The 12,759-nt window shown below is 55.8% G+C and carries 14 protein-coding genes; 3 read left to right on the forward strand and 11 right to left on the reverse strand.

Translation table 11 applies throughout. The features are described from left to right. Positions 1–44 precede the first annotated feature (44 nt). The 5 genes from GOX75_RS09665 to GOX75_RS09685 all read right to left on the reverse strand — a co-directional run bounded on the left by GOX75_RS09665 (position 45) and on the right by GOX75_RS09685 (position 4,637). A complete protein-coding gene (locus GOX75_RS09665) occupies positions 45–683 on the reverse strand; it encodes an acyl-homoserine-lactone synthase (protein ID WP_171122542.1) in 639 nt (212 codons plus the stop codon). Between the two features lie 83 nt (positions 684–766). Next, entirely contained in the window at positions 767–1,486 is a 720-nt protein-coding gene (locus GOX75_RS09670) for a LuxR family transcriptional regulator (protein WP_171122544.1), read from the reverse strand. After that, positions 1,425–1,643, reverse strand: coding sequence for a hypothetical protein (locus tag GOX75_RS09675; RefSeq protein WP_171122368.1), 219 nt, complete (start codon positions 1,641–1,643; stop codon positions 1,425–1,427). The genes GOX75_RS09670 and GOX75_RS09675 overlap by 62 nt, the downstream gene beginning before the upstream one ends. A gap of 206 nt (positions 1,644–1,849) precedes the next feature. Continuing rightward, entirely contained in the window at positions 1,850–3,136 is a 1,287-nt protein-coding gene (gene ccrA, locus GOX75_RS09680) for a crotonyl-CoA carboxylase/reductase (RefSeq protein ID WP_171122546.1), read from the reverse strand. 136 nt (positions 3,137–3,272) lie between these two features. Beyond that, a complete protein-coding gene (locus GOX75_RS09685; RefSeq protein WP_171122548.1) occupies positions 3,273–4,637 on the reverse strand; it encodes a 1-acyl-sn-glycerol-3-phosphate acyltransferase in 1,365 nt (454 codons plus the stop codon). A gap of 143 nt (positions 4,638–4,780) precedes the next feature. Here GOX75_RS09685 and GOX75_RS09690 point away from each other — a divergent pair, with 143 nt between their 5' ends. From GOX75_RS09690 to deoD, 3 genes are all read left to right on the forward strand, one after another. Further along, a complete protein-coding gene (locus GOX75_RS09690) occupies positions 4,781–6,748 on the forward strand; it encodes a protein meaA (protein WP_171122550.1) in 1,968 nt (655 codons plus the stop codon). A 128-nt stretch (positions 6,749–6,876) separates the two neighbouring features. Further along, a complete protein-coding gene (locus GOX75_RS09695) occupies positions 6,877–7,194 on the forward strand; it encodes an H-NS family nucleoid-associated regulatory protein (RefSeq protein ID WP_171122552.1) in 318 nt (105 codons plus the stop codon). Between the two features lie 16 nt (positions 7,195–7,210). After that, the gene (deoD, locus tag GOX75_RS09700) at positions 7,211–7,924 is read left to right on the forward strand and encodes a purine-nucleoside phosphorylase (protein WP_171122554.1); all 714 of its coding nucleotides are present in this window, start codon (positions 7,211–7,213) and stop codon (positions 7,922–7,924) included. A gap of 249 nt (positions 7,925–8,173) precedes the next feature. On the opposite strand, the gene GOX75_RS09705 is transcribed toward deoD, so the two are convergent. The 6 genes from GOX75_RS09705 to GOX75_RS09730 form a co-directional block, all read right to left on the reverse strand. Continuing rightward, positions 8,174–8,311 carry a hypothetical protein gene (locus tag GOX75_RS09705; protein ID WP_171122556.1) on the reverse strand — a complete coding sequence of 46 codons (138 nt, stop codon included), beginning with the start codon at positions 8,309–8,311 and terminating at the stop codon, positions 8,174–8,176. 137 nt (positions 8,312–8,448) lie between these two features. Further along, the gene (locus GOX75_RS09710; protein WP_170414955.1) at positions 8,449–9,228 is read right to left on the reverse strand and encodes a succinate dehydrogenase iron-sulfur subunit; all 780 of its coding nucleotides are present in this window, start codon (positions 9,226–9,228) and stop codon (positions 8,449–8,451) included. Between the two features lie 12 nt (positions 9,229–9,240). Next, positions 9,241–11,049 carry a succinate dehydrogenase flavoprotein subunit gene (sdhA, locus tag GOX75_RS09715; RefSeq protein WP_171122558.1) on the reverse strand — a complete coding sequence of 603 codons (1,809 nt, stop codon included), beginning with the start codon at positions 11,047–11,049 and terminating at the stop codon, positions 9,241–9,243. A 22-nt stretch (positions 11,050–11,071) separates the two neighbouring features. Beyond that, entirely contained in the window at positions 11,072–11,443 is a 372-nt protein-coding gene (gene sdhD, locus GOX75_RS09720; protein ID WP_171122560.1) for a succinate dehydrogenase, hydrophobic membrane anchor protein, read from the reverse strand. A gap of 10 nt (positions 11,444–11,453) precedes the next feature. Then, a complete protein-coding gene (gene sdhC / locus GOX75_RS09725; protein ID WP_171122562.1) occupies positions 11,454–11,837 on the reverse strand; it encodes a succinate dehydrogenase, cytochrome b556 subunit in 384 nt (127 codons plus the stop codon). A gap of 203 nt (positions 11,838–12,040) precedes the next feature. Further along, the gene (locus GOX75_RS09730; protein ID WP_171122565.1) at positions 12,041–12,703 is read right to left on the reverse strand and encodes a DUF1194 domain-containing protein; all 663 of its coding nucleotides are present in this window, start codon (positions 12,701–12,703) and stop codon (positions 12,041–12,043) included. Positions 12,704–12,759 lie beyond the last annotated feature (56 nt).

The following is a 12,759-nucleotide window of genomic DNA, read 5'->3' on the forward strand; positions in this document are numbered from 1 at the left end:
CCACGCCAGCTATCACCAGATACGGAATTACGTTTTCGCGTGCTTCAGGCTGACAAGGAAAATCGGTGTTGCCGCCCGGTCCCGAACGCGGTCTTGAACCACAGCCGAGACAATTCCCGCGGGATACCCGCGCGCTCTGCAACCCGATAGCAGTCTTCAGCCGAATAGGGCCAAAGCCCCACGGAAATCTGGTCACGGCCTTTACCTTCGGAGCCTAAAACGTTCGGCGATGACCCGATAAGGCGATAGATCCGAATCATCCGCGCATCAAAAACACCCGCGATGTGAGTCAGGCCGAACCCTTCCATGATTTCACCCCCACTCAACATGATTGCCCCAGCGGTATGAGGGCTAGCCGTGCGGGACAGGCAAAAGCGAGTCACCTCCCAGATCACGGGGCTGTTGATCAGCTCACCCCCTGTCAGATGTCCGAAAACCTCATTCACCGTGACGCGGCCCGTTGTCGGCAGAACCCGCATGGACCCGCCATGGCTGCCGTCCTCCTCCTCCCAGATCACATAGAGCGGGTTTAGATCATCGTATTGATCCCGCTCCTCTCCGTTTTCATTGACGTAAACATCCCAGCCCAGCCGGGTTTTGAACTGATCCGCGCGATCGCGGAACATTCCGTCGGCCAGCTTCGGAAACTTGTGCAATTCATCTGCGAACAAATAGCGCAACATGACTTTTTCCCCTTGTCGTCCTGTGCAGGAACGAAGGGGGTACAAAGTCGTAGTTAATTTCCCGTTCGAGGAGCGCCCGACCGTTAAACCACTATTAATCCTCGGCTGAGTGCGGTGGCGATGGCGTGGGTAGTGTTCTGCGCCCCAAGCTTGGCACGGGCGCTTTCGATGTAAACACGTAGCGTATGCTCTGAGATTGACAGGGAATGGGCCACCTGCGCCCGGTTATAGCCCAGCGCCAGCAATGTCATGGCATCCACTTCTCTTGGAGACAGCCCGCGGGTCGCGTCCGGCTGCCTGTCACTTTCAAACTCCAGCGCCTTGCGATTGAAAAAATGAGCAATCAGGATCAATTCGCGCCCATGGGTTTCCATGAAGCTTTTCCAGGTGTCATCGTCACAAGAGTGATTTACCGTAAACAGGGCGAATTGCCCGTTCGGGCCACGGATCGGAATCGAATAGCCCTGATTACCTACCCCATGTTCCAGTGCATCTTTATAGAAGTTTTTTGCGACCTTTCTCGACCAATCCAATGTCTTCCAGTCAACAGGATGGAATCTTTGGAAACACCCCAAAATCACAGGGTCAATTCGGTGGTAGTTTTTCTCTCGGTATCTTTCGGCCCACCGATCAGGATACGTAGTATAGCCGTATTGATCACCGGCCCCGTCAACCCAATGGTAAATGATATGTTCGATCTGCAGCCTGTCGCGAAGCCGAACGGCGACATCGCCAAGTTCGTCAAGCGTGCTGGTGTTTTCCAAGTCCTCCAGAACTTGACTCAAATCGAGTTGTATTCCCATCCGCGGGTGCCCGTGCCTCGTTGCTTGCGGACGCAATCTCGGCTGCGGCGATCAGTTTGGTGTCATCCAACTGTTCGGCAAGCGCGGTCAGACCGTTCTCAACCGCAAAGGCGTTGAGGTCCGACAGAACGTCCAGTATCCACTCATTTCTCGCCATCTAGGGTCGCTCCGAAAGGGTTAACGAAGGGTTAACACAACTATAGCATGCGGGATGTTTTTTGCCCTATTCACCGGTTTCTACTCCCCCAAAATAGGGGGCAGCGCTTAGGTAACCTATTGAAACAAAAAGATATGTATGAAATAGAAAACGCCCGCGAACCGAAACAACGATTCGCGGGCGAAACTGTTTAGGATTCAGCCGGTTTAGCTGCGTGCGTCCAGAACCTCTTCCAGTGTACGCATTCCTGTCCGCGGTGCCTGAACCAGAACCGACATGTTGCCTGGCTTGTGCTCGTTCCGCATCATCTTCATGTGCGCTTCGGGCAGTTCATTCCACGAGAACACTTCGGACATGCACGGATCCAGACGACGCTCGACCATCAACTGGTTCGCGGCTGACGCCTGCTTCAGGTGAGCAAAGTGCGAACCTTGCAGACGCTTCTGGTGCATCCACATGTAACGCACATCGAAGGTCAGGTTATAGCCGGTGGTCCCGGCGCAGATCACAACCATGCCGCCCTTTTTCACCACGAAGGTCGACACCGGGAATGTGCTTTCACCGGGGTGTTCGAAGACCATGTCGACGTTCACACCCTTGCCGGTGATGTCCCAGATCGCCTTGCCGAATTTGCGGGCTTCTTTGAACCACTCCGCATATTCCGGTGTGTTCACCGTGGGCAGTTGACCCCAGCAGTTGAAATCCTTGCGGTTCAGAACGCCCTTGGCACCAAGGCCCATCACAAAGTCACGCTTACTTTCGTCCGAGATCACACCGATCGCGTTTGCACCAGCGGTGTTGATCAACTGGATAGCATATGACCCCAGACCGCCCGAAGCACCCCAGACCAGTACGTTCTGGCCGGGCTTCAGGTCATGCGGCTCGTGCCCGAACAGCATCCGGTAAGCAGTTGCCAACGTCAGCGTGTAACAGGCGCTTTCTTCCCAGGTCAGGTGCTTGGGGCGCGGCATCAACTGCTGTGCCTGCACGTTGGTGAACTGAGCAAACGATCCGTCGGGCGTCTCATAGCCCCAAATCCGCTGGCTGTCCGAATACATCGGATCACCACCGTTACACGCTTCGTCGTCACCATCATCCTGGTTACAGTGGATCACGACCTCGTCGCCCACTTTCCAGCGCTTAACCTTGTCACCGACGGCCCACACGATGCCCGATGCATCGGAACCCGCGATATGGAAAGGCTGGCCATGGCCGTCAAACGGGCTGATCGGCTTACCCAGCGACGCCCAGACGCCGTTATAGTTCACACCGGCGGCCATAACCAGAACCAGCACCTCGTGGCTGTCCAGCTTGGGAACATCGACCACTTCAAGCTGCATTGCCGTGTCCGGCTCACCATGGCGTTCTTTGCGGATCGCCCATGCATACATTTTCTTTGGAACAAATCCCATCGGAGGGATTTCGCCCATCTCATAGAGGTCTTTTTCCGGCGCGTCGTAGGACGCGATACCGCTTTCGGTGTCCAGAGCCATGTTGGCCTCCTATTATTTCAACCCTTCGCCGCGATGCAGAATCGCAGCATTAACAGATGAGATATTGGGCATTGAGCAATATTGCAATAGAATTTGCACCTATTTTGTAATTTTATGACCCAGCAGATGCAGAAATTTACTTTGCTGCCGCAGCATTCATGCCTTCGACATCTATGGCCGCGGACGCCGCGTAATAGCTCAACAGGTCAACCCTTTGGCCGGATTGAGATATTTTCCCGTCCACCTGTTTCAGAATCCGCCGCTGCACGAGTTGATCCAAAGCCTGCGTGATTGCTGTGTCCTCGGGGCCTACCAAAGTTCCGTCACGTCGCATGAGTTCAGACACGAAGATACGCACGTCATCTTCCAGCAATTCCCCGCGTTCTTGAATCAGTTTGCAGATGGCAGGCAAGGGAACCAAAGGAATCGCGTCGCGGATTTGGCCCATCAAGGCGCGGGCAAGGTCTGTCATGACATCCCGGTCGTGATCTGATCGGAAGTCCTGCAAAGAAATTGGCTGACCATACCGGACCGAGGCCAAGCCAAATCGCGTGTATCGCCCGATCAGCTTTCGCCCAATCTGTTTCATGATCCAACCGGTGATCACCCCGATCCGGGCGCGAAAGCGCCGATCGCTTCCGAGGGCCGCTTTGGTCAGGATCGTATCCTCCAACACCCGGTCATAATTCAGGGCCACTGGAACAAAGACGACGTCTTTCCCTTCTGGACTGGCGCCATCCAGAATATATTTCAAAAGCCCCAGCTTCGGACGCCCCAATGCTCCGGTCAGGCTTAGCCCCCCCTCTGGGAACATGGCCTGTGTCACCCCGGCTTCGGTTGCATGTCGCACGTAGCAGGCCAGCACCTGACGATAGAGTTCACTGCCCGATCTGCGCCGAATAAAATAAGCCCCCATCGCCCGAATCAACCGGCTAAGAGGCCAGACCCGCGCCCACTCACCGACGGCATATGACAGTGCAGAGTGCTGAGCCGCCAGGTAGGTCACCAGAACATAGTCCATATTGCTTCGGTGATTCATCACGAACACAACGGTCGCTTCTGGATCAATGTTCTTGATGGCCTCTTCGTCCTGATAGCTAAGGCGCACATCATAGAATGCGTTGCTCAGCATCCGCGCCAATCTGATTGCAAAGCTGAAATAGGCAACTGCGGAAAAAGATGGCACGATCTCACGCGCATATTTTCGCGCCTGCTCGAACGCGACCGCCTCGGGGACACCTGTTTCGCGTGAGTGATCCTGCACCGCCTGCCCCACCTGAGGATCGTAGATCAGGCGCTGAATCATGTCATGACGTTCAGCCAGCTTGAACGGTTGGATCGGTCGTTGAAGCCGTTCGTTCAGGCGTTTGACCGCGCGCTCCAGTCGACGTCGAAAGAACCACCTCACGGATGGGAACAGGAAATGCGATGCCAACGTGACCGCGGCAAACACCAGGATCAGCAAAAAAAGCCAAAGCGGAAGCTCAACGGTCTGAGTCATGCGCGCACCCTGCCAGCAAACGTTGCGTCCTACAATCAGAACAAGCCAGAATGCCGCGTCGCAGCGAATTGACATATCCCGAAAATTGCGCTTTAGAACCCATGGACGTAATTTTCTTACCCACCTGAGATACGAGGCACGTTATGACGCAGACGCAGAAAGATCGCCCCTGGCTCATCCGAACCTATGCCGGTCATTCCACCGCCAAGGCATCAAACGCACTGTATCGTGGGAACCTTGCCAAGGGTCAGACCGGGCTTTCTGTGGCCTTCGATCTGCCGACGCAAACTGGTTACGACAGCGACCATACCCTGGCACGCGGCGAGGTTGGCAAGGTGGGTGTGCCGATCAGCCATCTGGGCGACATGCGGGTTCTGTTCGACCAGATTCCGCTGGAACAGATGAACACCTCGATGACCATCAACGCGACCGCTCCTTGGTTGCTGGCGCTGTATATTGCAGTCGCCGAAGAACAGGGCGCGGATGTCTCGAAACTGCAAGGGACCGTTCAGAACGACCTGATCAAGGAATACCTGAGCCGCGGCACTTATGTATGCCCGCCCAAGCCCTCGCTCAAGATGATCGCGGATGTGGCCGAGTATTGCTATTCCAATGTGCCAAAATGGAACCCGATGAATGTGTGTTCCTATCACTTGCAAGAAGCGGGCGCGACACCTGAACAAGAGCTGGCCTATGCGTTGGCAACCGCAATCGCCGTTCTGGACGAATTGCGCCCGCGCGTACCGGCCGAGGATTTCCCGGCGCTCTGTGGTCGGATTTCGTTCTTCGTGAACGCAGGCATCCGGTTTGTGACCGAGATGTGTAAGATGCGCGCCTTTGTCGACCTGTGGGATGAGATTCTGCAGGACCGCTACGGCGTCGAAAATCCAAAGTTCCGCCGCTTCCGGTATGGCGTGCAGGTGAACTCTTTGGGTCTGACGGAGCAGCAGCCTGAAAACAACGTCTATCGTATTCTGATCGAGATGCTGGCTGTGACCCTGTCCAAGAAAGCCCGTGCCCGTGCCGTGCAATTGCCTGCGTGGAACGAGGCATTGGGCCTGCCCCGCCCGTGGGATCAGCAATGGTCCATGCGGATGCAGCAGATTCTGGCCTATGAAACCGACCTGCTGGAGTATGACGACCTGTTCGAAGGCAATCCCGCCGTGGATGCCAAGGTCGAAGAGTTGAAAGAAGGGGCGCGCGCCGAACTGGCCAACCTGGATTCGATGGGCGGCGCGGTCGCGTCGATCGAATACATGAAGTCCCGCCTCGTCGATTCGAACGCCGAACGCCTGAACCGGATTGAGCGGAACGAAACCGTTGTGGTCGGTGTGAACAAATGGACTGACGGCGAAGCTTCGCCCCTTCAGACCGAGGATGGCGGCATCATGGTTGTCGATCCGGCGGTCGAACAGGAGCAGATCGACCGCCTGAACGAATGGCGCACTCAACGTGACGAGGCGGCAGTAACCGCGGCACTGGCTGCACTCCGCAACGCGGCACAGACAGGCGCCAACGTCATGGAGCCGTCGATTGCCGCGGCAAAAGCAGGTGTAACCACAGGTGAGTGGGCGGAAGAAATGCGCAAGGTCTACGGCACCTATCGCGGCCCGACAGGGGTTTCAGGGTCTGTGTCCAACAAGACCGAGGGGCTGGACGACCTGCGTGCCGCCGTTGACGCGGTTAGTGATCAATTGGGGCGCCGCCTGAAGTTCCTAGTTGGTAAACCCGGGCTGGACGGCCATTCCAACGGGGCCGAACAAATCGCCTTCCGGGCACGCGATTGCGGCATGGATATCAGCTATGAAGGTATTCGCCTGACACCCGAGGAAATCGTGGCTGCTGCATCAGAAGACAAGGCACACGTCATTGGATTGTCGATCTTGTCTGGCAGCCACATCCCGTTAGTTCAGGACGTCATGACCCGACTGCAAGAGGCTGGTCTGACGGATATCCCTGTTGTCGTCGGCGGGATCATTCCTGATGAAGATGCAGCAAAACTGAAAACTATGGGCGTCGCGAAAATCTACACGCCAAAGAATTTCGAGCTGAATACGATAATGGGCGACATTATCACTCTGGCTGATCCGCAGAATTTGGCAGCAGAATAGCCGACCCTCTCGTTTCTTTTATCGGTATGCCTATTCCCTTTGGTAAAGGGGATAGGTAAAACCCATGCCTGCACTTAAAGTGAGCCTTAAGGGAGGCTGCCCATTCGGGCATGGCATGGAGAATAATAATGACAATTGATCTCGAGGTTATGTCGCGCAAGGAGCTAATTAAACTGCGTGATAAAATCGAAAAGGCGCTTAAAAAGGCGGAAATACGGGAACGGCAAGAAGCATTGAAAGCCGCTGAACAGGCCGCTGCTCAATACGGGTTCTCTTTGTCTGAATTGGCTGCAGACGGCGCTGGGTCGGGAAAAGGGTTTAAGGCCAAGGCCAAGTACCGCAACCCCGCAGACCCCTCACAAACCTGGTCTGGTCGGGGACGCAAGCCGCAATGGATACACGACGCGCTTAAGTCTGGTGCAAGTATCTCGGATCTGGAAATCTGATTGGAATAAAAAACAAATGACGATTCATATTGGCGCTGAAAAAGGCGAAATCGCAGAAACTGTTTTATTGCCGGGTGATCCCTATCGGGCAAAATGGGCGGCGGAAACATTTTTGGATGACGCGAAACAAGTCAATAATGTGCGCGGCATGCTGGGATTTACCGGAACCTGGAAAGGAAACCCCGTTTCCATTCAAGGTAGCGGAATGGGAATGCCGTCATTGTCGATCTACGCGAACGAATTAATTCGCGACTTTGGCGCAAAAACACTGATCCGGATCGGATCGTGTGGGGGAATGCAAGATAGTGTCAATGTCCGCGATGTCATTCTGGCAATGACTTCGACAACACTAAGCACCCCGTCGCGTGGCATCATGAAGGAACTCAACTTTGCGCCTTGCGCGGATTGGGGTCTGCTGCAAGCAGCAGCTCAAGCGGCCGAGGCCAGCGGCACTCCGACCCACATCGGGGGAATCTACTCCTCGGACGTGTTCTATGATGAACGGCCCGACCTGAACGAACAGATGGTCCGTCACGGAATTCTTGGCGTCGAAATGGAAGCAGCCGAGCTTTACATTCTGGCCGCGCGGCACAAGTGCCGGGCTCTGGCCGTTCTGACCGTATCCGATCACCTGCTAACCGGTGAGGCTCTGCCCGCATCCGAACGGGAAAGCAGCTTTGGCGACATGGTTGAAATCGCTCTGCGTGCGGCGTTCCCAAACGCCGCCTAAACAGGACGGGACGATCAGAGTATCCTTTTGAGATTACTTCCTTAGGCAGGTTTTAGGGCTATCAGCCCCAAACTGTTGCGCCCCGCAATAGGCGCAAATCCAGACACCCTCCTTACGGTGCTGACGCCAGCGGCAGTCACGTGTCAAAGACGATGTTCGTGACCGCCAGATGAAATACGCAAAAACACCAGCGGCCAGCAAAAGCAATAGAATGGGCATGCTTATGCATTACCCATTCCTTTAATGCGTTCAAGCGGCGTTCGCATATTCGAACAAGTCTGGTTCATGGGTGTCAGACGCAACAGGTTCCGGCGTGTAATAGGCCCAAGCCTGCTCCAGTGCCTCAAGCGCTTCGTCTGCTTTGGTTTTTTGGTTTTGATCCCGCATCGGAGCGATCCCTTTTACAGTTGAATCACTCCTCCCTGCGCACAAGATAGTGCCAAGCAGGGAAGGCTGCATCGCATTGTTTTGCAACCTCGCCATGCGCTTGCCGCAATGCGGCAAGCACTGATTTTGCGCGCACCTTAAACTGCGCGTTCGACCATCATCTTCTTGATCTCGGCAATCGCCTTGGCCGGGTTCAGACCTTTAGGGCAGGTCTTGGCGCAGTTCATGATCGTGTGGCAGCGGTACAGCTTGAACGGATCTTCCAGCTCATCCAAACGCTCACCGGTCGCCTCATCACGGCTGTCGATGATCCAGCGATAGGCATGCAGCAATGCTGCGGGGCCAAGGTAACGGTCGCCGTTCCACCAGTAGCTGGGGCATGAGGTCGAGCAACTTGCGCACATCACGCACTCATACAGACCATCCAGCTTTTTGCGGTCTTCGATGGACTGCTTCCATTCTTTCGCGGGCCGGTTGGTCTTGGTTTCCAGCCACGGCATGATGGACGCGTGTTGCGCATAGAAATGGGTCAGATCGGGGATCAGGTCCTTGACAACCGGCATATGCGGCAGCGGATAGATTTTCACGTCGCCCTTGATCTCATCCATGCCATAGATACAGGCCAGCGTGTTGATCCCGTCGATATTCATCGCGCAAGACCCGCAAATCCCTTCGCGGCAGGACCGGCGGAAGGTCAGCGTGGGATCAATCTCGTTCTTGATCTTGATCAGCGCGTCCAGAACCATCGGGCCACAGCTATCCATATCAACGAAATACGTATCGACACGCGGGTTCTGCCCGTCATCCGGGTTCCAGCGATAAATCTGGAACTTGCGCACATTGGTTGCGCCTTCGGGCTTTGGCCATGTCTTACCGGTGGTGATCCGGGAATTCTTGGGGAGGGTCAGTTGTACCATAAGTTCCTCTCCTTAGAACGTCCGCGCCTTGGGCGCGATTTTCTTCAGGCTGATGCCGCCTTCATCCTCGGTGGTCAGAGGATCGACGATAACGGGGCGATAGCTGAGTTCGACCTTATTTCCTTCAACCCGGCTGACCGTGTGAACGCGCCAGTTTTCGTCGTCACGCTCGGTGAAGTCCTCATGCGCGTGGGCACCGCGGGATTCCTTGCGCGCCTCGGCCCCTACGATAGTGGCCAGCGCACTTGGCATCAGGTTGGTGAGTTCCAGCGTTTCCATCAGATCGCTGTTCCAAACCAACGAGCGGTCGGTAACTTTAAGGTCATCCATCTTGGCGGCAATCGCCGTCATCTTCTCGACGCCTTCGGCCATTGTCTTGGCGGTCCGGAACACGGCTGCGTCGGCCTGCATGGTTTTCTGCATCTCAAGCCGCAGGTCAGCCGTTGGGATAGACCCGCTAGCGTTGCGAACGGCATCAAACCGGTCAAATGCCTTATCGACCGAAGCTTGGTTCAGCACCGGGTTCGGCGCGTCGGCATCGACAACCTTACCCGCCCGGATCGCAGCCGCGCGACCAAACACCACGAGGTCGATCAGCGAGTTGGACCCCAGACGGTTCGCACCGTGGACCGAGGCACATCCGGCCTCACCCACCGCCATCAGGCCCGGAACAACTGCGGTCGGATCATCGGCGGTCGGGTTCAGAACTTCGCCCCAATAGTTCGTCGGGATACCGCCCATGTTGTAGTGGACGGTCGGCAGAACCGGGATCGGCTCTTTGGTGACATCAACACCGGCAAAGACGCGCGCGGATTCCGAAATCCCCGGCAGTCGTTCAGCCAACGCTTCGGCGGGAAGGTGGCTGAGGTTCAGGTGAATGTGATCGCCATTGTCGCCATGGCCGCGACCCTCGCGGATCTCCATCGTCATCGAACGGCTGACATAATCGCGTGGCGCAAGGTCTTTGTATTGGGGCGCGTAACGCTCCATGAACCGTTCGCCTTCTGAGTTGGTCAGATAACCACCTTCGCCCCGTGCGCCTTCGGTGATCAAACAGCCCGAGCCGTAGATGCCAGTCGGGTGGAACTGCACGAATTCCATATCCTGCAGGGCCAGGCCCGCACGTGCCACCATACCGCCACCGTCACCGGTGCAGGTATGGGCCGATGTTGCGCTGAAATAGGCGCGGCCATAGCCGCCAGTTGCCAGCACCACCATCTTGGCGTTGAAGACATGCATCGTGCCATCGTCCAGCTTCCAGCAGACGACGCCCTGACATTGCCCGTCATCGGACATCACAAGGTCGATGGCGAAATATTCAATATAGAACTCGGCATTGTTCTTCAGCGACTGACCGTACAGCGTGTGCAGGATCGCGTGACCGGTCCGGTCTGCGGCGGCACAGGTCCGCTGCACGGCGGGGCCTTCGCCGAATTCCGTAGTATGGCCACCGAACGGGCGCTGATAAATCTTGCCCTCTTCGGTGCGGCTGAATGGAACGCCGTAATGTTCCAGTTCGTACACCGCCTTTGGTGCCTCACGCGCCAAATACTCCATCGCGTCGGTGTCACCCAACCAGTCCGAGCCCTTGACGGTGTCATACATGTGCCACTGCCAATGGTCTGGTCCCATGTTCGACAGGGACGCAGCAATACCGCCCTGCGCCGCAACCGTGTGCGAGCGGGTCGGGAAAACCTTGGTGACACAAGCCGTGCGCAGGCCCTGCTCGGCCATGCCCAGAGTGGCGCGCAAACCGGCGCCGCCGGCGCCGACAACAACCACGTCATAGTCGTGTGTTTCGTATTCGTATGCAGCTGTCATTTGTTTTTATCCCTACCGCGCCTTAAAGCGCCAGCTTCACGAGGGCAAAAAGCCCCGCAGCAATCAAAGTGTATCCAAAAGCTGCAACTGCCATCAGGCTCAGCTTTTCTGCGACGCCGTGCACATAGTCCTCAATCGCCACCTGTGCCTCGCGGACCAGGTGAATAATAACGACGACCAGCGTCAGCCCAGTTATGATCGCCGGGAACGGACGGCTGTAATAGGCAAGAACCTCTTCGTAGGTTCCGCCCAGCCCGTTCGCGAAAGTGAACACAAATAGTGGAACAAGGAAAACCAGTGCCGTCGAACTGGCCATCATTTGCCAGTGATGATGTGTCCCCTGCCGGCCTGCACCTGTGCCCTGCGCACGTTTACGGTCTGTCAGATAACTCATGGTGTCCCCCTTAGACCGCAATCGCTGTTATGAACGAAAGAACGGTGGCCAGCACCAACATGCCGATCCCCAGCTTTTCCGAGATGTTGACGTCCACGCAATACCCCAGATCCCAGATCACGTGGCGCAACCGCCCGAGCATGTGATAAAAAATCGCCCAGGTCGCGCCAAACATGACCAGATCGCCCAACCAGCTTCTCATCAAGCTATCAATAAAGTTGAACGCGGACTCTGACGTTGCGGCTGCCAGCAGCCACCACACAACGAAGAATGACATCGCCAAGGCTGCGATTCCGGTGATCCGCACCAGAATAGAGGTCGCTGAGGTCAACTGCGGGCGATAAATCGTAAGATGTGGTGAAAGAGGGCGATTGCCCCGATTTACATCGGCCATGTCGGATTGGCTCCTTTTCGGTTGCTTCCGAAGGTTTTACTGTTTTTTGCAAGTCTGTCACGCGCTGCAACTGCAAAAAAGCTCATATTTGGCGCAAAATGGTGGATATTTTGAAATTGTGATCACACAAAATAATGACGTGATCACAAATGAAATCACAGCTTTCAGATGTTAGCGCCTTCACCTCCGAATCTGACCCAAAGCTATTCCAGCCCGGCGGTTTGCTGTGTCACTTCGCGCAGCAGTTTCTTACGAATTCGTTCGGGGTAATCTTCGAAACCGGCGGCAGAAACGACGAATGCGCCTTCGCCAACAATAACATTCTCAAAGAAATATGCGGTCAGGTCCGGTTCGGTTTCCTCGATGGCAATCGCGTTCACAGTCACGCCCCGGCTGCGCAAAACGCCATGAATTTCCGTCGGTTCAACCCCTTCGTTTGAAATTCCGTCGCCCGAGATGTCAATCAAGTGCCTTTTGCATTCAGAAACCGTATTGAAACTGGTTAGGGTCATTTCCAGTGCTTCGCCTATCGCCGTTGAGAAGTTGCGCCACACACGCGGGTCCGATGCCACTTGTCCAGCAAAGGCGTCCAGCGTTTCGAAACTGTCAATTCGCGTCCATGGTATCGTCACTTTCTGACGCGATGCGCCAGTCCACTGCACCAGCATTAGGCGCGCGTCACCGCGCACCAATGCCTCGGACACAATGGGGTCGCGCAACCCGGCCGCAAGGCCGTCCATCTGGATACGGTACTCGGTGGAATCAACAGACCCCGAAACGTCCACAGCCAAAGCCAAGGCCAGATCACAAGCCAAAGCAGGCGGAGTCAGGCAGACACAAACAGCAATCGAGCGAAACAGGAGCATGACCGCAGCCTAACACGTTTGGACAAGGCTGCGATCACATGAATGTGGGCGGCCCG

It is taken from the genome of Ruegeria sp. HKCCD7251 (genome assembly GCF_013031165.1).
Classification (GTDB): Bacteria; Pseudomonadota; Alphaproteobacteria; order Rhodobacterales; family Rhodobacteraceae; genus Ruegeria.